Annotated in this window: 19 protein-coding genes; 9 read left to right on the top strand and 10 right to left on the bottom strand. The window is 68.3% G+C overall.

All coding sequences use genetic code 11. The features are described from left to right. Positions 1–47 precede the first annotated feature (47 nt). Together ADBZ6K_RS11295 and ADBZ6K_RS11290 are read left to right on the top strand one after the other, a co-directional pair. Positions 48–698 carry a DUF1214 domain-containing protein gene (locus ADBZ6K_RS11295; RefSeq protein ID WP_526346545.1) on the top strand — a complete coding sequence of 217 codons (651 nt, stop codon included), beginning with the start codon at positions 48–50 and terminating at the stop codon, positions 696–698. A 90-nt stretch (positions 699–788) separates the two neighbouring features. After that, a complete protein-coding gene (locus ADBZ6K_RS11290) occupies positions 789–3,110 on the top strand; it encodes an arylsulfatase (RefSeq protein WP_526346543.1) in 2,322 nt (773 codons plus the stop codon). Between the two features lie 62 nt (positions 3,111–3,172). Here ADBZ6K_RS11290 and ADBZ6K_RS11285 read toward each other — a convergent pair whose 3' ends face one another. Beyond that, positions 3,173–3,619: a response regulator transcription factor gene (locus ADBZ6K_RS11285; RefSeq protein WP_526346541.1), complete on the bottom strand. Its 447-nt coding sequence runs from the start codon at positions 3,617–3,619 to the stop codon at positions 3,173–3,175. A gap of 273 nt (positions 3,620–3,892) precedes the next feature. Continuing rightward, the gene (locus ADBZ6K_RS11280; protein WP_526346539.1) at positions 3,893–5,632 is read right to left on the bottom strand and encodes a solute carrier family 23 protein; all 1,740 of its coding nucleotides are present in this window, start codon (positions 5,630–5,632) and stop codon (positions 3,893–3,895) included. Positions 5,633–5,856: 224 nt separating this feature from the next. On the opposite strand from ADBZ6K_RS11280, the gene ADBZ6K_RS11275 reads away from it, so the two are divergent. The 4 genes from ADBZ6K_RS11275 (at position 5,857) to ADBZ6K_RS11260 (ending at position 10,691) form a co-directional block, all read left to right on the top strand. Continuing rightward, the gene (locus ADBZ6K_RS11275) at positions 5,857–7,224 is read left to right on the top strand and encodes a CNNM domain-containing protein (protein WP_526346809.1); all 1,368 of its coding nucleotides are present in this window, start codon (positions 5,857–5,859) and stop codon (positions 7,222–7,224) included. Continuing rightward, positions 7,217–8,221: a CNNM domain-containing protein gene (locus tag ADBZ6K_RS11270; RefSeq protein WP_526346537.1), complete on the top strand. Its 1,005-nt coding sequence runs from the start codon at positions 7,217–7,219 to the stop codon at positions 8,219–8,221. The genes ADBZ6K_RS11275 and ADBZ6K_RS11270 overlap by 8 nt, the downstream gene beginning before the upstream one ends. A 58-nt stretch (positions 8,222–8,279) precedes the next feature. Then, positions 8,280–9,329 carry a cation diffusion facilitator family transporter gene (locus ADBZ6K_RS11265; RefSeq protein ID WP_526346535.1) on the top strand — a complete coding sequence of 350 codons (1,050 nt, stop codon included), beginning with the start codon at positions 8,280–8,282 and terminating at the stop codon, positions 9,327–9,329. Between the two features lie 129 nt (positions 9,330–9,458). Next, the gene (locus ADBZ6K_RS11260; protein WP_526346807.1) at positions 9,459–10,691 is read left to right on the top strand and encodes an AI-2E family transporter; all 1,233 of its coding nucleotides are present in this window, start codon (positions 9,459–9,461) and stop codon (positions 10,689–10,691) included. A gap of 98 nt (positions 10,692–10,789) precedes the next feature. On the opposite strand, the gene ADBZ6K_RS11255 is transcribed toward ADBZ6K_RS11260, so the two are convergent. Continuing rightward, on the bottom strand, positions 10,790–11,587 hold the full coding sequence (locus ADBZ6K_RS11255) for a dienelactone hydrolase family protein (protein WP_526346533.1): 798 nt from the start codon (positions 11,585–11,587) through the stop codon (positions 10,790–10,792). 31 nt (positions 11,588–11,618) lie between these two features. Further along, positions 11,619–12,287, bottom strand: a complete 669-nt coding sequence (locus tag ADBZ6K_RS11250; RefSeq protein WP_526346531.1) for a DUF4245 family protein — start codon at positions 12,285–12,287, stop codon at positions 11,619–11,621. Positions 12,288–12,343: 56 nt separating this feature from the next. On the opposite strand from ADBZ6K_RS11250, the gene glpX reads away from it, so the two are divergent. The 3 genes from glpX to ADBZ6K_RS11235 all read left to right on the top strand — a co-directional run bounded on the left by glpX (position 12,344) and on the right by ADBZ6K_RS11235 (position 15,933). Beyond that, positions 12,344–13,372, top strand: a complete 1,029-nt coding sequence (glpX, locus tag ADBZ6K_RS11245) for a class II fructose-bisphosphatase (protein ID WP_526346529.1) — start codon at positions 12,344–12,346, stop codon at positions 13,370–13,372. Between the two features lie 23 nt (positions 13,373–13,395). Further along, complete coding sequence (locus ADBZ6K_RS11240) at positions 13,396–14,826, top strand: class II fumarate hydratase (RefSeq protein WP_526346527.1); 1,431 nt, start codon at positions 13,396–13,398, stop codon at positions 14,824–14,826. 141 nt (positions 14,827–14,967) lie between these two features. After that, entirely contained in the window at positions 14,968–15,933 is a 966-nt protein-coding gene (locus ADBZ6K_RS11235) for an Acg family FMN-binding oxidoreductase (protein ID WP_526346525.1), read from the top strand. 108 nt (positions 15,934–16,041) lie between these two features. Here ADBZ6K_RS11235 and dosR read toward each other — a convergent pair whose 3' ends face one another. From dosR to ADBZ6K_RS11205, 6 genes are all read right to left on the bottom strand, one after another. Continuing rightward, positions 16,042–16,689 (bottom strand): hypoxia response regulator transcription factor DosR/DevR, encoded by a 648-nt coding sequence (gene dosR, locus ADBZ6K_RS11230; RefSeq protein WP_526346523.1) that lies wholly within the window; start codon positions 16,687–16,689, stop codon positions 16,042–16,044. A gap of 39 nt (positions 16,690–16,728) precedes the next feature. Next, positions 16,729–17,589 (bottom strand): universal stress protein, encoded by an 861-nt coding sequence (locus tag ADBZ6K_RS11225; RefSeq protein WP_526346521.1) that lies wholly within the window; start codon positions 17,587–17,589, stop codon positions 16,729–16,731. Positions 17,590–17,602: 13 nt separating this feature from the next. Further along, a complete protein-coding gene (locus tag ADBZ6K_RS11220; RefSeq protein WP_526346519.1) occupies positions 17,603–18,580 on the bottom strand; it encodes a nitroreductase family protein in 978 nt (325 codons plus the stop codon). Positions 18,581–18,647: 67 nt separating this feature from the next. Further along, on the bottom strand, positions 18,648–19,529 hold the full coding sequence (locus ADBZ6K_RS11215; protein WP_526346517.1) for a polysaccharide deacetylase family protein: 882 nt from the start codon (positions 19,527–19,529) through the stop codon (positions 18,648–18,650). A gap of 51 nt (positions 19,530–19,580) precedes the next feature. Then, the gene (gene phoH2, locus ADBZ6K_RS11210) at positions 19,581–20,906 is read right to left on the bottom strand and encodes an RNA 5'-3' helicase PhoH2 (RefSeq protein WP_526346515.1); all 1,326 of its coding nucleotides are present in this window, start codon (positions 20,904–20,906) and stop codon (positions 19,581–19,583) included. A gap of 259 nt (positions 20,907–21,165) precedes the next feature. Continuing rightward, positions 21,166–21,993: an acyl-ACP desaturase gene (locus tag ADBZ6K_RS11205; protein ID WP_526346513.1), complete on the bottom strand. Its 828-nt coding sequence runs from the start codon at positions 21,991–21,993 to the stop codon at positions 21,166–21,168. Position 21,994: the final 1 nt, after the last annotated feature.

Genomic DNA, 21,994 nt, shown 5'->3' with positions numbered 1-21,994 from the left:
AGACCTGATGTCCGAGATGTCCACATCCATCGTCGGAAAGGAAGAAGGTGCCGAGAACACCGGGCATACAGCTGCCCGCCGCATTGTCACCCGGCTGGGGTGCAGCGCTGTCACCTGGGCCGGTGGCCGCGACGACGATCACCGAGGCCTACGCCCGCCTGGTCGCCAAGGATGCCTACTTCTGGGCGTGGCCGCTGGTGAACATACTCAACCGCAGGCAAAAACAGTCACACGTCACCGCACACGTGATGGCCGGACCGCTGCCACTGGCTCCGCTGAACACCCTGGGCATGCTGACCGACTACATCTCGCCCGAGGAGCGCCAGGTGGCCTGCCCCAACCAGGATGTCGTCTACGGCAACGGCTTTGCAGCGCTGGATCAGACGCCCGTGGTGGTCCAGGTCCCCGACTTCGGTGACGGGTTCTGGTCGTTGACCCTCTACAACGAGCACCACTTCTTCGCCCCCAACGCCCTGAACAGGTACTCACTGGGCACCAAGAACTCCACCCTGCGCACCGACGACGACGGCAGCCTCACCATCCACGTGCAATCCGACCCACCCGGCGGTGACCGCGACGGCAATTGGCTGCCCGCACCAGCCGGCGCGGACTTCACCCTCTACATCCGCGCCTACTGGCCGAAGGTCCCTGTGCTGGACGGTGGTTGGACACCTCCGCCAGTGCTTCGCGTGGAATGACATCACCCTGGCGGGGGGATAGCGCATTTCGGGCCGGACGGCTTAGCCTGCGGTGTTGACTGGCGACACACGCCGCGGGAGAGGACTGGCATGACCGAGCCGTTCAAGGGTGTCATCAAGCTCGACGTCCGGGACTCCGTCCCGGACTGGACGCCCTACACCCGGAAGAGGGCGCCGGAAGGGGCGCCGAACATCCTGATCGTTCTCTACGACGACACCGGCCTTGCCGCGTGGTCGCCGTACGGCGGGCGCATCAACATGCCCACGCTGGACCGGCTCGCCGACAACGGGCTCGCCTACACGCAGTGGCATACCACCGCGCTGTGCTCGCCCACCCGGTCGATCTTCCTGACCGGCCGCAACCACCACGTCAACCGGTGCGCATCGATCACCGAGGGCTCCAACGGTTTTCCCGGCGCCGCGGGCAGGCTGCCCGCCGAGTGCGCCACCATCGGCCAGGTGCTGCAGGACAACGGCTATTCGACGTTCTGGCTCGGCAAGAACCACAACGTGCCCGAGGAGGACATCAACGCCGGCGGCAACCGGTCGGAGTGGCCGCTGTCGAAGGGCTTCGACCGCTTCTACGGGTTCCTCGGCGGGGAGACCAACCAGTGGTATCCCGACCTGGTCGAGGACAACCACTTCATCGAGCCGCCCTACGGGCCCGACGAGGGCTACCACCTCTCCAAGGACCTGGCCGACCAGGCGCTGCGGATGCTGCGCGACCAGCATTCGGCCACCCCGTCCAAGCCGTGGTTCATGTGGTTCTGCCCGGGCGCCAACCACGCCCCGCACCACGCGCCGCAGGAATACATCGACAAGTACAAGGGCGCGTTCGACGACGGCTACGAGGCGTACCGCGACTGGGTCCTGGCGCGGATGATCGAGCGGGGTGTGCTGCCCGCGGGCACGCAGTATTCCGAGCTGAACCCGATGCCCGCCGATGTCGCCAATCCGGCCGACGACGTGCGGCCGTGGGCCGACCTCAACGACGACGAGAAGCGGTTGTTCAGCCGCATGGCCGAGGTGTACGCGGCGTTCTCGGAGTACACCGATGTGCAGACCGGCCGCATCATCGAGTACCTCGAGCGCAGCGGGCAGTTGGACAACACGCTGATTTTCTACTGCGCCGACAACGGCGCGTCCGGTGAGGGAACCCCCCACGGGTCGGTCAACGAGAACAAGTTCTTCAACGGCTACCCCGACAGCCTCGAGGAGAACCTCCAGTACCTCGACACGCTGGGCAGCACCGAGACGTACAACCACTTCCCGACGGGCTGGGCGACCGCGTTCTCCACGCCGTTCCAGATGTTCAAGCGGTACTCGCAGTACGCGGGTGGCACCTGCGATCCCCTGATCGTGCACTGGCCCAACGGGATCAAGGCCAAGGGGGAAATGAGGCACCAATACCACCACGCCACCGATATCGTGCCGACCATCCTCGATGTCACCGGCCTCGAGATGCCTGCGGTGTACCGCGGGGTCGAGCAATACCCGCTCAACGGGGTGTCGATGCGCTACAGCTTCGATCAGGCGCACGCGCCGACCACCAAGAAACGCCAGTACTTCTCGATGCTGGGCACCCGCGGCATCTGGGCAGACGGCTGGAAAGCGTCGGCCGTCCACGCGCCGATCAGCAACAAGGGCAATTTCGACAAGGACGCCTGGGAGCTCTACCACGTCGACGAAGACCGCTCCGAGTCGCGCAACCTGGCCGTCGAGTACCCGGAGAAGCTGCAGGAACTCATCGACGCGTGGTTCGAAGAGGCGGAGGCGAATTTCGTCCTGCCGCTTGATGATCGGACCGCCACGCAGATGCTTGCCGTCGAGCGGCCGCAGGCCGAGCCGCCGCGTTCGCGCTACGTGTACTACCCCGACACCTCGCCGGTGCCCGAGGGGGCGGCGGTCAATGTGCGCGGCCGGTCGTACAAGATCATTGCCGACGTCTCGGTCACCCCCGACAGCCAAGGCGTGATCTTCGCGCACGGCTCCCGGTTCGGCGGGCACACGCTGTTCATCAAGGACCGCAAGCTGCACTACGTGTACAACTTCCTGGGCATCAAACCCGAGCAGACGTTCGTCTCGCCGGAACTTCCGGCCGGCGATCTGACGCTGGGCGTGGAGTTCGTCCGCGAAAGTGCGGGCGAGCACGGCGAATCGTTGGGTACCGCCAAGCTCTACGTCGGTGACAATGTGGTGGCCGAAGGGCCGCTGCGTACCCAGCCCGGGAAGTTCACCCTGTCCGGTGACGGGCTGTGCGTCGGCTTCGACAGCGCCGACCCGGTGAGCCGGTCCTATCCCCCGGGGTTCGAGTTCACCGGCGGCCGAATCCTCGGGGTGGGCGTCGACGTCGGCGAGGATGTGTACGTCGACTTGGAGCGGGAGGCGGCGGCGGCGTTCGCCCGCGACTGATCCACCGCTTGAACGTCAGAAGACTGAACGTCACCAGCGCCGGACCGCCTCGCGGCGGGTGCTCACCCCAGCTTGCGGTAGATCGACTTGCAGTGGGTCTTGAAGGTGTTCACCGACATCGACAGCGCCTGCGCGATCTCCACCGACGTCATCGGGGTGCGCAGGTGGGTGAGCACCTCGCGCTCCCTGGCGGTGAGGTCGCGGGAACCGGCCGCCGCGGCCGAGTCCCGGCACGGCTGGTCGTGGTTGTCGACGAAGAAGAAGCGCACCCGCTGCGGTGCGACCAGGGCCAGCGCGTCCTCCAGGAAGCGGTGCGCGGCTTCGGTGTGCCCGTCCTGCCATGCCACGAGCGCACGGGTCAGCGCGGCACCCGACCGCTGGTAGCCGGGGACGTCGGAACCCTCCGCACCTTCGGCGAGGCGCAACGCCAGTTGCGTGTCGCAGCCCGCGGCGCGGCCCGCACGCCGGTAGCTGCTCCACGGAGCGCCGTGCGTATCGGTCTCGGTCATACGCCCCACCGCCGCTTCCGCGGTGCGCACCATTGACACATCGTCTGCGGCCGACACCGCGAAGGCCAGCATCAGCCGGGCGAGGTCGGGGTAGCCGTGCCCGACGGCGGCGTCGACGGTCAGAAAGTCCTCCGCTGCCGCGCCGATCTCGCCGCGCCACAGTCGGATCCATCCGTCGGTCAGCCGCGTGATCCCCGCACCATCGTGCGACAGCCACGGCTTCGCCGTGCCCTCCTGGGCTGGCCGGGCGACCTGCCGCAGGTCCGGGCCTGGTCAGGCGATCGGCGGCGCGGCGTCGCCGTGGTCGGCAATCCACCGGCGCCCGCGTGCCACGGCCTCTTCCGTCGCGCCCAACACCCGATCGCTCGCCGGCACCACCCCGTCGGGCCCCAGCACGTCCGTCAGACCCGCGCGCTGCAGCAGTGTGACGGTGGCCGGGCTGGCACCGGCGATGATCAACCGGCCGCCGTTGTCGCGCAGGTCCTGAGCCCATCGGCGGATCGCCTTGAGTACCTTCGACGACGGGACGTCGGGCAGCGATCGCACGCCGAGCACCACCACGGCGTTGTGGGAGTCGGCCACCCGGGGCCAGTCCTCGTCGATGCGGGGTACCTCGGCGAACAGCCCGACCCCCGTGTACTGCAACACCGTCACCGCGTCGCTCTGCACGGCGTCGGGCACCGAGACGATCACCCATTCGCCGTCATCGGTGCGCTCCATGGCCATCAGCTGGGCGGCCTGCGACGCCTTCACGCAGTAAAGCACCAGCGAGGTGATGGCACCGATGAGGATCGCGGTGTGCAGCGGGAGCTGGGTGGTCGCGAGAAAGGTCACCAGCATGGCCAGCGCCGACAGCGGCGCGGTCCGGATCACCAGCGTGATGTCGGCCCACCGGCCCGCCACCAACTCAGCACCGATGACCAGGATCAGCCCGCCGATCACCGGCATCGGGATGAGTTCGGCGGTCGAACCGGCGACCAGCACCAGCACCGCCAGCCACACCCCGGCGAAGATGCCCGCCCACCGCGTCTGCGCACCCGCCGATACCGCCACCCCGGTTCGCGACAGCGACCCGCCCGTCGGCAGCGCCCCGAAGAATCCGCCCGCGACGTTGGCCGCACCCTGCGCGACGAAGTCGCCGGACGTGCTGGGCCTGCTGCGGTCGGGGTTGGGCACCGCGGCCGAGATGCCCGCCGCCTGCGCCAGGCCGACGAGGGCGACGGCTAGGCCGCCGAGCAGCAGGCCGGGCATCGCTTCGAAGTTCGGGATCGACAGCGACGGTAGCGCGTTGGGGATCGACGCGATGTCGCCGACGGTCTCCACGTCGAGGTCGACCCTGATCGACGCCACCGTGACGACGGCGGTCACCACCACCAGCGCGATCAGCGTCGCGAACGCTTCCAGCCGCTTGACCAGCCTGAACACCGCCCAGACAGCGACGGTGCCCAGCGCCACCACGCACGGCGCGAGTTGCCATGACCCGATGTGCGCGAACGCGTCGACGAACTTGCCGATGGTGTTGTGGCTGTCCGGCCGGTAGCCGGTGGCGTCCTTGACGACCCCGGCGATGATCTGCAGCGCGATGCCCGTGGTGAAACCGGTCATGACGGCGTTGGAGACGAAGTTCATGATCGAGCCGAACTTCAGCAGGCCGAACACCAGCATCACGAGCCCGACGACGACGGCCAGCGCGGCAACGTTGGCCGGATCGGCCGGATCGAGCCCCGCCTCCGTCAGCACGCTGCGCGACGACAGGGCCAGCGCGCTGGTCAGCGTGGTGACCATCAGCACGGTCCGGGCGAACATCGATCCGACGATCGTGGACACCACACCCGAGTACAGCCCGGCGACCGGGTTGAACCCACCGATGCTGGCGTAGGCCATGCCCTCGGGGATCGAGAACAATCCCGTCACCAGGCCGGCGATGACATCACGGAACCGTGGGCGGCCCAGCGCCGAACCGGCCCGCCTGACGCGTGACCGTTGAGCGCTCCCCGTAGACCCCGTGGACATTGCCATCACCATCCCACGTGGGCAGGGGGACGGGACATCACCCCCTTCGGGTGAGTTGTTCGGGTTGTGCGGCGGCGATCGCCCGGCAGCTCTGGTTCGACGGGGCCGCTATCCTCGGATCCGTACCGCAACGACGACAAGGGAAGCATGCGCCGCGCCGCCAAAAAACCCCGAAGACCTGTCCCACCCCGGCCTGACGGGAGCAACCGGCCGGAGGTGGGATCCTGCTGACGGCACTCGGCGGCATCGCTGTCGGCGTTGCTGTGGTGCTGCTCATCACGGCGCTGACCGGGTATTTCGTCGCTCAAGAGTTCTCGTATATGGCGGTGGATCGGTCGCGGTTGAAGGCTCGCGCGGAGGCGGGCGACTCTGCGGCTGCCCGCGCGTTGTCGGTGACCAGGCGCACCTCGTTCATGCTGTCGGGTGCGCAACTGGGGATCACGGTGACCGGCCTGCTCGTCGGTTACGTCGCCGAACCGCTCATCGGGCGGGGGCTCGCCCAGCTGCTCGGGGCGGCCTCGGTGCCGACCGGGGTGGGCGTCGCCGTCGGGGCGACCGTCGCGCTGCTCTTCTCGACGCTGGTGCAGATGCTGTTCGGCGAGTTGTTTCCCAAGAACCTCGCGATCGCGCGCGCCGAACCCGTCGCGCGCGCGCTGGCCGCGTCCACGACGCTGTACCTGCGGCTGTTCGGCTGGCTGATCTGGCTTTTCGACCAGTCGTCCAACCTGCTGCTGCGGGTGCTGCGCATCGAACCGGTGCACGACGTCGAGCACTCCGCCACCCCGCGCGACCTCGAGCACATCGTCGCAGCGTCCAGGGACGCCGGGGACCTGCCCCGCGAGCTGTCCGTGCTGCTGGACCGGATCCTGGACTTCCCCACCAGCACGGCCGAGCACGCGATGATTCCCCGCATCCGCGTCGACACCGTCCGCGAGGACGAACCCATCGACGCGGTGCTGGACCGAATGGCCAAGGGCCACACTCGGTATCCGGTGGCCGACCGGTCGGGTGACGACATCGTCGGCGTGGTCGATCTCAACGATCTGCTCGGCGCCGATCCGACCGGCACCGCCGGTTCGCGGTGCAGGCCGCCACTTACCGTGCCGTCGTCGCTGCCGCTGCCCGCGGTGGTGCGGCAGCTGATGGCCGCCGATGAGCAGATCGCCATGGTGATCGACGAGTACGGCGGGTTCGCGGGCATCGTCACCGCCGAGGACATCGCCGAGGAGCTCGTCGGCGAGATCGCCGACGAACACGACACCGGGCACCGCGCCGAGGTCGTCCGTCAGGGCGACAGCTGGGTGCTGCCCGGCGACCTGCATCTCGACGAGGCGGAACGGGTGCTCGACGAACGGCTTCCCGCAGGCGATTACGAAACGGTCGCCGGTCTGCTGCTGGCGCGGTTCGGCAGGCTGCCCGCCGTCGGAGACACGGTGGAGATCCCGCTCGAACCCGAGGGCGCCAACCTGTTGTCGGACTCGCCGTCCGCCAAACAGCTGGTGGCGACGGTCGCCGCTGTCGACAGGCATGTGCCGGCGTCGGTACTGGTTCGGGTGCGTAGCGATGAGGCCGAAGGCCCCGCCGATGAGTGATCCACTGGTGATCGTCGTCGTGACCATCGGTCTGATCACGGCCAGCGCGTTCTTCGTGGCGGTCGAATTCGCCCTGATCGCGGCGCGCAAGCACCGCTTGGAGGATGCGGCGACGACCAGCCGCTCGGCCCGCGCGGCGCTGCGCAGCACCACCGAGCTGTCCCTGCTTCTCGCCGGCGCGCAGCTCGGGATCACGGCGTGCACGCTCGCGCTCGGCGCCATCACGAAACCGGCTGTGCACCACTGGATCACACCGGTGCTGCAGAGCTGGGGGGCGCCGTCCTGGACGGCGGACGCGGGCGGTTTCGTGCTCGCCCTGCTGATCGTGACGTTCCTGCACCTGGTACTCGGCGAGATGGCCCCGAAATCGTGGGCCATCGCCCATCCCGAGCGGTCGGCGACCATGCTGGCGCTGCCCATGCGCGGGTTCATGGCGCTGACCCGCCCGCTGCTGCTGACCCTGAACCGGGCGGCCAACTGGTGTCTGCGCCGAGTCGGGGTCACACCGGTGGACGAGGTGGAGACCGGGCAGAACCCCGACGCGCTGCGACATCTCGTCGAACATTCGGCGACGCTGGGCACACTCGACGAGCGCTATCACGCCAACCTGATCAGCGCGCTGGAACTGGAGAAGCTGACCGTCGGGGATATCACGGACTCCGCCCCCCTGATGGGTGTTCCGCTCGACGCCGACGTGGCGCAGATCCACCGGCGCTCGATGGAGACCGGGCACCTGCGACTGCTCGTGTTCGGCGCCGACGGCGCGGTCGCCGGGGTCGTCCACGTGCGGGACAGTGTGCGGGCCGCCCCTGGCGCCACCGCGGGCGACCTGATGCGGCAGGTGTTGACGGTGCCCGCCGAAACGCCCGTGTATCAGGCGTTACAAACCATGCGGGAGACCCGGACGCATCTGTGGCTGGTCACCCGCGGCGGCGCGGTGTCCGGTGTGCTCACCGTCGGCGATGTGCTGAACCGGTTGCTCCCGGTCGCCGCCTGAGTCCGGGCCTGCGCCGACGCCGTGCACCGGCCGACCATCGATGCTTTACTATCTGCTTATGAATGCAGATAACCATTCATCGCGCGGGCACCGCCACGAGCACCATGACCACCCGCATCCGCACGTGCACGAGCACCGGCTCGGATTCGGCGCCGCCGTCAGGGAGTTCTTCGCACCGCACTCCCACGACCACTCCGACAGCGTCGACAGCGAGTTGGAATCCAGCGCCATCGGGATACGGGCGGTCAAGATCAGCCTGGTCGTTCTCGGCATCACCGCGCTGCTGCAGGTCGCGGTCGTGGCGGTCTCCGGTTCGGTGGCGCTGGCCGCCGACACCATCCACAACTTCTCCGATGCCCTGACCGCCATCCCGCTGTGGATCGCGTTCGCGATCGGGACCCGTGCCGCGACCCGCCGCTACACCTACGGGTTCGGCCGCGCCGAGGATCTCGCCGGACTGTTCGTCGTCGCGATGATCACGCTGTCCGCTATCGTGGCGGGCTACGAGGCGGTCAGACGGCTCATCGATCCCGTACCGATCGAGCACCTCGGCTGGGTCGCCGCGGCGGGACTGATCGGCTTCATCGGCAACGAACTGGTTGCGACCTATCGGATCCGGATCGGCAGGCGCATCGGTTCGGCGGCCCTGGTCGCCGACGGCCTGCACGCCCGCACCGACGGATTCACCTCCCTGGCAGTGCTTTTCAGTGCAGGCGGGGTGGCGCTGGGCATTCCGTTGGCCGACCCGATCGTCGGCCTGATCATCACCGCCGCCATCCTCGCGGTGCTGCGGACCGCCGCGCGCGACGTATTCCGCCGCCTCATGGACGGCGTCGACCCGCACCTCGTCGACGCCGCCGAGCGGACCCTTACCGCGCAACCCGGCGTCATCGCGGTTCGCTCGCTGCGGATGCGCTGGATCGGACACCGACTGCACGCCGACGCCGAATTGGATACCGACCCAGAAGTGACCATCACCGACGCGCACAAGATCGCCCACCACGCCGAACACCAGCTGACCCACGCGGTGCCCAAACTGGCGACGGCGTTGGTGCACGCCTACCCGGCCCACCGTGAGAGGCTCACCGAGATCGCCCATCATCACTGAGTGGTTCGCCACCGACTGGATGGACACGGCGCGGGCGCAGGAAAGTGCTGGGATTCCAGAGCCGTTCATGGCAGGCACTGCTCGCCGAGAGATAGGGTTCTTCCTCGGCGACGCGAAGGGGGTGCTGTGCTGCACGACGAACTCACCCTGACGCAGAAGCGTGCCCTGTCGGTGTTCACGCTGCTAGTCCTGCTGTTCGCCGCCTACTTCCTCAGCGGTTTCTTTATCCTCATCGTGGTGGGCGCGGTTGCTGCCTACCTGTTCTCCCCGCTCTATCAGCGGCTGCGGCGACGGTTCGGCACCGGCTTGTCGGCCACCCTGACGCTGTTGGCAGCGCTGCTGATGGTGATCATCCCCGTCACGATGGTGGTGATCCTCGCCGTCGTCCAGATCACCCAGATGGTCAACGCCGTCAGCGGCTGGATCGCCGCCACGGACGTCAGCACGCTTGGTGAACGCGCGCTGCGGTTCATCAACGAACTGCTCGCCCGGGTGCCCTTCCTGAACATCAATGTCACCGCCGACTCACTGCGTCAAGCGGTCATCACCGTCTCCCAGCGCGTCGGCGAATGGCTGCTGCACGTGCTGCAGGGCGCGCTGGGCGGGGTGGTCGGCGGGATCACGTCGTCGATCATCTTCCTGTACGTGTTCATCTCGCTGCTGGTCAACCAGGACAAACTGCTCACACTGATCCGCCGGCTCAACCCGCTGGGCGAAGAGATCACCGACCTGTACCTGGCCAAGACCGGCGCGATGGTCCGCGGCTCCGTCAAGGGTCAGTTCGTCATCGCGCTCGCACAGGGCATCGCGGGGGCGATCTCGATCTACATCGCCGGATTCCACCAGGGCTTCTTCATCTTCGCCGTGATGTTGAGCGCGCTTTCGGTGATCCCCCTTGGCAGTGGCATCGTCACGATCCCGTTCGGCATCGGAATGATGTTCTTCGGCAACGTCTTCGGCGGCATCTTCGTGGTGGCGTTCCACTTGATCGTGGTGACGAACATCGACAATGTCCTGCGCCCGCTGCTGGTGCCCAAGGAAGCCCGGCTGGACCCCGCCCTCATGCTGCTCGCGGTGTTCGCGGGCATCGCCATGTTCGGGTTCTGGGGTGTGGTGATCGGACCGGTGTTGATGATCGTGGTGGTCACCACCATCGGCGTGTACCTGTGGGTGAATAACGGGGTGCCGCTCGATGTCGACGGGGATGTCGACGGGGATGTCGATGGGGACAGCGATCGGGACAGGGACGGGGACCAACCACCGGATGAACCCGGCCTGCTGCAGCGGCTGATCGAACGATTGCGGAGCCGCGCACCGAAGCCCGCCGCCGCGCCGGCGCCGCAACAGCCGACCGGCGATTAGGGCGTGTCTGCGCGCCGAGATCGTGCGTGACTGCAGTGCCCCGCCCGCCGGTCCACGACCACCGTGCAGAGGTCGGTGCAGACGGAGGAGGCGCTGGATCAGACCAGCCGCTGTCTGAGGAACTCCACCACCCGCTTGCGCGCCTCGTAGGCGGGGTGACCGTCGGCCTCCCTCACCTCGAGCGTCAACACGGAATGCGCCATCCTGCCGAAACCGTGCGGATTGCCCGGCGCGGAATCGATCTCGATGATCTCGAACGCGTCGCCGAGCCGATCCTGCAGCGTCGCGAACCGCTCGCGCGGCGAGAGACGATCCGCACTGAACCTCAGGCCGAGCGCGCACAGGCCGTCGTCGGCGGCGCGCCGCTGCACCACCTGCAGTTCGCGTTCGGACAGCCCCGGGTCGCGGCGCCGCCGCGGTGTCAGCGGCACCGGCAGCGACGGTTGGCTCAGCACCGGCGCCAGGACGGCGTCGTCGACCGCGGCGGCCAACGCGAACCCGCCCGTGAAGCACTCGCCGATCACCCCGACTCCCCTGCCCGGGGTCCGCTCGTTGAGGTCGTGCGCAAGCGCCCGCACGAAGTGGGCCACCGGCCGGTCGGCGTTGGTCGCGAAGGCCGCGAATTCCCTTGCCACACAACCGCGAAGCATTGTCGGCACGCTGCCCGGGAAGGAGACTGGCCGACCCGGCACACCGAACAGTGACGGCGCGGCGACGGTGAACCCGTTGTCCACCAAGTGATCACCCAGACCGAGCACCTGCGGGGTGAGGCCGGGCATCTCCGGGATGAGCACCACACCGGGGCCCTGACCCTTGCGGTAGACGTCGTGGGTCAGCCCGGCGGCGGTGAACGGAGCGGCCGTCCATCCGGTCAGATCGGTTTGCGGGGCGGTCATGGCGACTCCGTTCTGGCGGACTTCGCGCAGGCTAGACCGCGGGAAGGGGGGCCTGCGCCTGCGTCGCTGCCGCCAGAGTACGGAACTCCTCGGTACTGCCCGCGCCGGTGATGGCCACCTGCGCCGGCCCGGTCGGCCCGTCGAGCCGTGTGGTCCACACTGGTTCGGTGCCCTCACCGCCGGTGTAGACCACCCAAGTGACGCCGTCGACGTCCTGCACCCCGGTCGGCACCACATCGGGGTCGATGGAGGCGACCAGCTTCTCCTCGTCGGCATTGCTCTGGGTCAGGCTCAGGTACATGCCGCTCGGCGCGAGGTAACCCACCCGCGTACTCACGGCGTGCATCGCCTTGCCGGTGGCGGGGTCGGTGTGGCCGCCGTCGACGCCACCGCGGCCACCCGAATTCGGCTGCCACCCCTCGGGCAGCTGCGGCAGCCGCACCGGGATCGGCAGCGCAACGGCATCGGCGTGCAGTGCCGCCGGCGCGTCGTAGGAGGGGGCGGGACCCGCGACGGGTCCGCTCGGCTGATACGAGCACATGCCGAGCACCCCCGCCAGCACGATGCACGCCAGGACCAGCGGCGCGATGGACCAGAACATGTCGCGGCCGTCCTGCAGCAGCCGGGGTTTGGGCGGCTTCGGACCGGGGGGGCCGGCGATGTGCGGGCCCGGCGGGCCGGGCTGTGGCGGAGACGTCACAACCGTCAGTATCCCAGGTGTTCGACGCCGGCCACCTTCTGGGAGAATCACCAGCCATGAGCCCTTCGCGCCGTGAGACACCTGACCGCAACCTGGCCCTGGAACTCGTTCGGGTCACCGAGGCAGGAGCCATGGCAGCCGGCAGATGGGTCGGCCGCGGTGATAAGGAGGGCGGCGACGGCGCCGCCGTCGACGCCATGCGTGAGCTGGTCAATTCGGTGTCGATGCAGGGCATCGTGGTGATCGGCGAGGGCGAGAAGGACAACGCCCCGATGTTGTACAACGGCGAAGAGGTCGGCAACGGCGACGGACCGCTGTGCGACTTCGCCGTCGACCCGGTCGACGGCACCACGCTGATGAGCAAAGGTCTGCCGAACGCCATCTCGGTACTCGCAGTGGCCGAGCGCGGCGCCATGTTCGACCCGTCGGCGGTGTTCTACATGAACAAGATCGCCGTCGGGCCCGACGCCGTCGATGCGATCGACATCACCGCGCCGATCGGTGAGAACGTCCGTCAGGTCGCCAAGGCGAAGGGCCTGTCGTTGTCGGACATGACCGTCTGCATCCTCGACCGGCCCCGGCACGAGCCGCTGATGGCCGAGGTGCGCGCCACCGGCGCACGCATCCGGCTGATCACCGACGGCGACGTCGCGGGCGCCATCTCCGCGTGCAGGCCCGATTCGGGCACCGACCTGCTCGCCGGTATCGGCGGCACCCCTGAAGGCATCATCGCCGCGGCCGCCATCCGCTGTATGGGCGGGGCGATCCAGGCCCAGCTCGCACCCAAGGACGACGACGAGCGCCAGAAGGCACTCGACCGCGGGTACGACCTGGACCAGGTCCTGCGCACCGAGGATCTGGTGTCCGGCGAGAACGTCTTCTTCTGTGCCACCGGTGTCACCGATGGCGACCTGCTCAAGGGAGTTCGCTACGCCGCGGGCGGCTGCACCACCCAATCCATCGTCATGCGCTCCAAGTCGGGCACCGTCCGGATGATCGAGGCCTACCACCGGCTGTCGAAGCTCAACGAGTACTCCGCGATCGACTTCACCGGAGACCTCACCGCGGCACACCCCCTTCCGTAACAACGAACACACCAAGGGAGAACATGACCGGCGACAGTGTTGTCGAATCAGCAGACGGCGTCCAATACCGGATCGAGCACGACACCATGGGCGAAGTCCGGGTGCCGATCAACGCGCTGTGGCGCGCCCAGACCCAACGCGCGGTGGAGAACTTCCCGATCTCGGGCCGCGGCCTGGAGCGCACCCAGATCCGTGCGCTAGGCCTGCTCAAGGGGGCCTGCGCGCAGGTGAACAAGGACCTCGGGCTGCTCGCGCCCGAGAAGGCCGACGCGATCATCGCCGCGGCCGCCGAGATCGCCGACGGACTGCACGACGATCAGTTCCCGATCGATGTCTTCCAGACGGGTTCGGGCACCAGCTCCAACATGAACACCAACGAGGTGATCGCGAGCATTGCGGCTGCCAACGGTGTGACGGTGCATCCCAACGACGACGTCAACATGTCTCAGTCGTCGAACGACACGTTCCCGACCGCGACCCATATCGCCGCCACCGAAGCCGCGGTGCGCCATCTCATCCCGGCGCTCGAGGTGCTGCACGAGTCACTGGTGGGCAAGGCGCGGCAGTGGCACACCGTCGTCAAATCCGGCCGTACCCACCTGATGGACGCCGTCCCGGTGACCCTCGGCCAGGAGTTCGGCGGCTACGCCCGCCAGGTCCAGGCCGGCATAGAGAGGGTGCGCGGGTGTCTTCCCCGGCTCGGTGAACTGGCCATCGGCGGCACCGCCGTCGGCACCGGGCTCAACGCACCCGACGGCTTCGGCGCCAGGGTGGTCGAGGTGCTCACGAACGAGACCGGCATCGCCGAATTGCGCACCGCGAGAGACTCTTTCGAGGCTCAGGCGGCCCGTGATGGCCTCGTCGAGGCATCCGGCGCGCTGAAGACCATCGCTGCGTCGCTGACCAAGATCGCCAACGACGTCCGCTGGATGGGTTCGGGCCCGCTGACCGGCCTGGGTGAACTGCACCTGCCCGATCTGCAGCCGGGCAGCTCGATCATGCCGGGCAAGGTCAACCCGGTGATCCCGGAGGCGGTGACCCAGGTAGCCGCGCAGGTGATCGGGAACGACGCCGCCGTGACGGTCGGCGGGCTGTCCGGAGCGTTCGAGCTCAACGTCTACATCCCGATGATGGCCCGCAACCTGCTGGAGTCCTTCACCCTGCTGACGAACGTGTCAAAGCTGTTCGCGGCCAAGTGCATCGACGGCCTGGTGGCCAACGAGGCACACCTGCGCGAGCTCGCCGAGTCGTCGCCCTCCATCGTCACACCGCTGAACTCGGCGATCGGCTACGAGCAGGCCGCCAAGGTGGCCAAGCAGGCGCTCAAGGACAAGAAGACGATCCGTCAGACCGTCATCGACCTGGGGTTGATCGGCGACAAACTGTCGGTGGATGAGCTGGACAAGCGCCTCGACGTGCTCGCCATGGCCAAGGTCAGCCCCGAAGCCCCGTAACCCCTGCGATTTCGGCGCGCTTTTCGACGCGCAGCGTACGAAAGCGCGCCGAATCCCACGGGGTGCGGGGGGCCAAAGGTCCCCGAGCCCGAGGTCGTGGTGCTCTGACGGTTCGGCGGTGGCCTGAGGCACCGTGGAACGATGACCGTCAGCGCCATTCCGAACCCTGACACCATCCGGGCGGCGATGCTCATGGCGGGACGGGCACCGTCGGTGCACAACTCCCAGCCGTGGCGCTGGCGGGCCCGGCCCGACGGGCTGGACCTGTACGCCGAGCCCGATCTGCACCTCACCAACATCGATCCGGACCGCCGCGATCTGATCCTGAGCTGCGGCGCGTCCCTACACCACGCCGTCACCGCGCTGGCCGCGCTCGGCTGGCGCGCCAGGATCCAGCGCTTTCCCGACCCGGGCGACCGCAATCACCTCGCCGCGCTCGGCCTTCAGCCCCACGAACCCAGCGAGTTGGATCTCACACTCGCCGCGGCGATCCCGCACCGGCGCACCGACAGGCGCCGCTACGGCAGTAGGCAGGTCTCCCCCGCCGACATCGCGCTGATGGGTGCGCGGGCCGCGCGGGCCGGTGTCACGCTGCGCCGGGCCGAGTCCATCGGGAACCTGGCCGAACTCATCGAGCGCGCGGCGTCGCTGCCGCATGCCGGTGACATCGACTACCTGCACGAACTAACCGAATGGAGCGGCCGATACGGATCGCGGGCCGGCATCCCGGCCCGCAACACACCGGTCCCCCACCCGACCGCGCCCAAACCGGCACGCTTTTTCGCCGGTACCGCGCTGGCCCAACCGCCGGGGTCGGCGGATATCGAGGACAACGGTGCCGTGATCGTGTTGGGAACGCGCGACGACGACGAGCTGGCGCGGCTGCGCGCCGGTGAGGCGACCAGCCTGGTGCTGCTGACCGCGACCGCGCTCGGGCTGGCGAGCTGCCCGATCACCGAGCCGCTGGAGATCGCCGAAACCCGGGCGGCGCTGCGCAGCGAGATCTTCGAGGACGGCGCGTTCCCGCAGATGCTGCTGCGGATCGGGTGGGCCGTTCCCGGCGCCGATCCGCTTCCCGCCACACCCCGCAGGCCACCGTCCTGGTGAGGCACTGACGCCGCTCACCCGCGGTATGGTCGGACCCCGCCATGACCCCACCGACCGGCGTCGTCGTGGCCGTCGACGGGCCGCGTCTACCGGTGACCTACCGATGGCCTACTGATGTCCGTGGTGGTCGCGGTCGAGTTTGGAGACGAACACGGCCGCCTGGGTGCGGCGCTCCATGCCCAGCTTGGCCAGCAACCGGGACACGTAGTTCTTGACGGTCTTCTCCGCCAAGAACATTCGCGCCGCGATCTGCTTGTTCGTCAACCCCTCACCGAGCAGGTCGAGCAGGACCCGCTCCTGCTGGGACAATCCGGACAGCGGGTCGGACCGTTCTGCGTCGCCGCGCAGCTTGGCCATCAGCGCGGCCGCGGCGCGGTTATCCAGCAACGAGCGGCCCGCCCCGACGTCCTTGATCGCCTGAGCCAGTTCCATGCCCTTGATGTCCTTGACCACGTATCCGCTCGCCCCGGCGAGGATCGCGTCCAGCATGGCCTCATCGGAGGTGAACGACGTCAGCATCAGACAGCGCAGATCGGGCATCCGCGCCAGCAGATCACGACACAGTTCGATGCCGTTGCCGTCGGGCAGCCGAACGTCGAGCACCGCGACGTCGGGCGCCAGCGCGGGTATCCGCGCCAGGGCCTGCGACACCGAGTCGGCCTCCCCGATGACCTCGAGCTCGGGATCGGCACTCAACAGATCGATCAAGCCGCGCCGCACGACTTCGTGGTCATCGACCAGGAAGACCTTGACCATAGACCACCCTTCGCGCTGTCCGTCCTGCCACAGCGAGTCTCACAAGCGACGGTGACGATCGCAAGTGAGAACGGCGCAGTCGGTGTCGTGCAGCACGGCCAGGCCACGCGGTCCGACCAGCTCGCCTGCGCCGCCGGAGCGCTCGGCGCCAACCACCACCAGCTGAACCGAGTCGGCCGCCTTGGCCAGATAGTCAAGCATGGTGCCGTGATTGGTCAACGCCTGCACGTCGAGTTCGGGATGGCGTCGACGCCAGCCGGCCAGGCGCCGGTCCAGCTGCGCCAGGGCGAGCCGGTTGGCCTCGGCGACGGCGCCGACGTCGTGGACGTCGGTGAACCGCGACTGCCAGGTGGCCAGCACCCGCAGCGGAGCGCGCCGCAGCAGCGCCTCGTCGATGCCCTTTTGCAGCACGCCGTCGGCGTTGGTCCAGTCGTCGATCTCGACCAGGATGTACCCCGGATTCGACACAGGCACCGCGCGCCGGCGGATGACCGCCACCGGGCAGTGCGCCGACCGGATGATCGCGGCCGCGGTCGAGCCGATCTGGCCGCGCGTGGCGTTCTTCAATCCCACCGCCCCGACGCAGATCAGCGCCGCAGACCGCGACGCGGCGACCAGTGCCCGCTCCGGCCGCTCCTGCCGGATTTCCACCTCGATCTTGACCGGCTGCATCGTGGCCTCGACGGCGATGAACGCATACCGGATCGCGATCTCGGCGGTCGCGAGATCCCGTGCGGCGTCATCCGGACTGGCGTGATCTTCCTCGGGTTCGATCGCATACAGCAGCCGAAGTGGAATGTCCCGCTCGACGGCCTCATCGACCGCCCAGAGCGCGGCGTCGATCGCGGTGCGCGATCCGTCGATACCGACGACGACGGCAGGCGAAGGGATGTCGGACATGGCGGCCTCTCTGTCAGATGAACGTCAGGACGTCGTCGAGCGGCCTGCGTGGGGTCGGCGCTGGCACCTTCTCCAGGGTCGGGGCAACCCCGATACGGATGAGTAACTGCGGGAAGGTATCTCGCCCGATGAGCGCGGTGATGATGTTGCGGCCGACGGCCAGTTCGGTCACGTGGGTGACGGTGCAGCTCGCCAGGCCCGCAACGGTACATTCCAGCAAAATGCGGGAGAGCGCCTCGCCGCTGAGCACGGCCGCGTCGCGGGTGTCGCCGTCGGTGGACAGGACCGCCACCTGGGCATGGTCCTCGCCGAGCGCGGCCCTGCGCTGGGTGTGGCCGGTGACTGGGAAACTGCGGCCGACGTCGACGCGTTCGCTTTCCGAAGCCGACACCAGCGAGCTGTACGGGATGCCTTCCTCGGTCTGGATCGGCGCGGTCCACCAGCCCAGTTCGGCGTGATAGGGCGAATCGTAAAGGCGCAGCGCCTCGGTGAGCGTCGACGCCTCCGCCAGCTGGGCCCGCGCATCGCCGCTGAGCACGTCGAGGTGCAGCCCGGGGTCGATTCGCGCGCGCAGCAGGGTCTCCTGGCGTTCCCACTCAGGCGGAGCGCCCAGCGGCAGGCGGTCGGTGCGCCGCAGCGGGATCGCGTCGGCCAGTCGGCGGTGGGCATCTGTGACGAACTCCATGGGCACAAAATCGATCGAGGCCAGATGGGCGGGGTCATTGGGATTGGGGAAGCGCTCGACAGTGGTTCGCCAACCTGCGGCGGCCAGGGCGACGCGCAGGTGGTCGAGCGCCGCACCGCAACTGATCAGCGCCTCACGGCCGCCGTCGTCGGCAGACCGCATCACCCGATCGCGATCCAGGTACAGGTGCAGGACACCATCGGCGGCCACCCACCGCCAGGGTTGGCTGTTGTGCAACGAGGGTGCGCGACATGCCAACTCGACGGCGTCCCTGACGACCTCGGCGTCGACCATCGTGTCCGGCATATCACCAGCGTGATCGGCGCGGACGTCCAGACGTAGGGCCTTAGGTCCTCAACGCCGCCGCCGAACGTCAGGCGCCGTTGTTGGGTCCGCCCGAGTTCTGGTCGGGGATGTCGGTGATCGGGAAGTTGGGCATCGGCGCCGGCGAGGGAGTATCCGGTAGCGACAGGATGTCGCCGGTCGGAATGTCCTGAAGGGCGTTGGCGGGCGGGCCGTTATCGCGGCCGCCGTAGCTGCTGCCCGGCTCCCGCGGGCCGAGCAGCTCGCTGACGGTCACCAAATGGTAGCCGTTGGCCTTGAGCACGGGAATGAACTGGTAGACCAGATCGACTGTGGACGAATAGGTGTCATGGAACAGCACCACCGAACCCGGTTTGACCTGGGTCATCAGCATGTACCGGGTGGCCGCCGTGTTCGAGTCGTTGATCCAATCGAAAGGAATGACGTCCCAAAGGATTTCGGCGAGACCAAGCTGTCTGGCGGCGTCCCGCACAGCGTCGTCGGACAGCCCGCCCGCTGGACGGTACAGCGTCGGGGTGACGCCCGTCGCCGCGGTGATCGCGTCGCTGGCCTTGGACAGCTGGCTGGCGACCAGCTCGGACGGGATGGTGGTCATGTTGGGGTGTTCCCAGGTGTGGTTGCCGATCTCCATTCCGGCATCCGCGATGCGCTTGGCGCCAGCCGGGTTGGCCGCCACCTTGTTGCCGATCAGAAAGAACGTCGCCTTCGCATCGTTGTCGGCCAGGATGGACAGCAGCCGGTCGGTGAACGGGCCCGGGCCGTCGTCGAAGGTCAGCGCGACGCACTTGACCTGCGAGCAGTCCACGGTGTCGGCGCCGGCCCTGCGCACGTGCCCGGTCAGCCCGCCGACCACCAGAACCGCGACGGCGGCGACCACCCCGGCGGCCGTCCGCCAGTAGCGCCAGGCCAGGCTGTCGGATCGTCTCGGCACCCCGGCAGCCTACTGGCCGCGGCTGTGTGCACCTGTGAAATCAGAGCGCGCTCAGGGCAACGCGCCGGGGCTGATCTCCTCGAGCATCTCGGTGACCAGCGCGGCGATCGGCGAGCGTTCGCTGCGCTGCAGCGTGACGTGGGCGAACAGCGGATGACCCTTGAGCTTTTCGATCACCGCCGCCACCCCGTCGTGCCTGCCCACCCGCAGGTTGTCGCGCTGCGCCACATCGTGGGTGAGCACCACCCGCGACCCGGCTCCCAACCGCGACAACACCGTGAGCAATACATTGCGTTCCAGCGACTGCGCCTCGTCGACGATGACGAACGAGTCGTGCAGCGATCGGCCGCGGATATGGGTGAGCGGCAGCACCTCGAGCATGCCGCGCGAGAGCACCTCCTCGAGGACCGCCGGGCTCGCCAGCCCTTCGAGCGTGTCGAAGACGGCCTGGGCCCACGGGCCCATCTTCTCGCTCTCGCTGCCGGGCAGGTACCCCAACTCCTGCCCGCCCACGGCGTAGAGCGGGCGGAAGACCACAACCTTGCGCTGGGTGCGGCGCTCCAGCACCGCCTCCAGTCCCGCGCACAGCGCCAGCGCCGACTTGCCGGTGCCCGCCTTGCCGCCCAGGGACACGATGCCGACGGACTCGTCGAGCAGCAGGTCCAGCGCGACCCGCTGCTCGGCCGAGCGCCCGCGCAGGCCGAACACCTCACGGTCGCCGCGCACCAGCTGCACCTGCTTGTGCGCGTTGACCCGCCCAAGCGCGTGCGAGCTGTTGCCCAGCAGCCGAATTCCGGTGTGGCACGGCAGATCTCGAGCCGCTTCCAGGTCGATCTCGCCGCTGGCGAACAGGGCGTCGATGTCCTCGGCCGCCACGTCGAGTTCGGTCATCCCCGTCCAGCCGGAGGTGATGACGTCCTGGGCGTGGTACTCGTCGGCGGCCAGTCCGACCGCCCCCGCCTTCACCCGCAGCGGGATGTCCTTGCTCACCAACGTGACGTGTTTGCCCTCGGCGGCCAGATTGGCAGCGCAGGTCAGGATGCGCGAGTCGTTACTGTCGGTGCGGAACCCTGCGGGCAACACGCTGGGGTCGCTGTGATTCAGCTCGACATGCAGCGTTCCGCCTTGAGTGCCAACGGAAATGGGCTGATCGAGCCGTCCGTGCTCGAGGCGCAGATCGTCGAACATCCGCAGCGCCTGGCGGGCGAACCAGCCCAGCTCGTGATGGTGGCGTTTGGCCTCCAGTTCGCTGATCACCACGAGGGGGACCACGACCTCGTGCTCGGCGAACCGGGTGCATGCCCAGGGATCGGACAGCAGAACGGACGTGTCGAGCACATAGGTGCGGATCTCATTGCAAACAGAGGCATCACTCACGGGCGCTCCTCGATGCGAGGGTGTTCACGCGGCCCCGCACGAACAACTCGGCGGACGCAGCGGCACCGGGACCGGGGCCGGTCCTCTCGTGATCGAAACGATCGGTTCCGCCCGGACAGCAGAGCATGTCGCTAGCCATCGAAAATGACGCTACTCCCGGTTGAGCTTTCGCGCTGAGCAGGCGCGCCGCGCGACGGCCCCCGCAACGCGATCCGCCCCCGTCGCATCTGCGTGCGCCGGGGGCGGAAGGAGGCACTGTTCAGCCGGTGACGAGGGGGCGCAGCGCCGGCTCGTCGGCCAACCCCCACGCCGTGATCCGATCGGAGATCACCTGGCGCAGCGCGACCTCGTCGAAGATGCCCGCCGCCGCCATCGCGGCGACTTTGTCCTGGTAGGCGTCGATGTCGCCGCCGATCACCCCGAGGCCTTCAGCCCGGTGAGCGATGGCGGCGATCGTCTCGTCGCGGCGCTCGCGGAGGCAGTGGGCGACCAGGTTGGCGAAGAACTCCTCATGACGTTCCTCGTCGCTGGCGATCCGGCCGACGAGGCCCTTGAGAACCGGCTCTGTGATCTGCGCCTCAAGATTGCGGGTGTAGACCGCGTGGGCCCGTTCGAACATCGCCATGAACGCCAGCGTCTCGATCTGCGAGTACCCCTCGGAGCGGTAGCCCTTCATCACGTGTTCGACACGGACATCCTCATTCGCGGTGGGGTCGATCTCGCGGGTGACCACCAGATAGTTGCGCAGCGCGATGGCGTGCAGATGCTCCTCGGCGGTCCAGCGGCCGATCCAGCGGCCCCATTTGTCCTCGAGGATGAAGTTGAAGACCAGTTCGCGGTGGTAGCCGGCGAGGTTGTCCTTGGTGATCAGCAGGATCTCGACGGCGTCCGTGACGTGCCTGGGCAGGGTGACCTGAGAGGGATCCCAGTCCTGGCCACCCAGGAAGGCGAAGTTCTCGCCCTGGTCGAACGGCACATAGTCATGCGCGTACCAGAGGTCCTCGGTATCGAGGTGACGGCGCATCTCCTGCGCCACGACGGGCTCCAACTCAGCGGTCAGCGCATTCGCAACGGGTTTGACTGCCATG

The sequence above is a fragment of the Mycobacterium sp. genome (genome assembly GCF_044223235.1).
Taxonomy (GTDB): domain Bacteria; phylum Actinomycetota; class Actinomycetes; order Mycobacteriales; family Mycobacteriaceae; genus Mycobacterium.
This window is presented reverse-complemented; position numbering and strand designations above follow the sequence as displayed.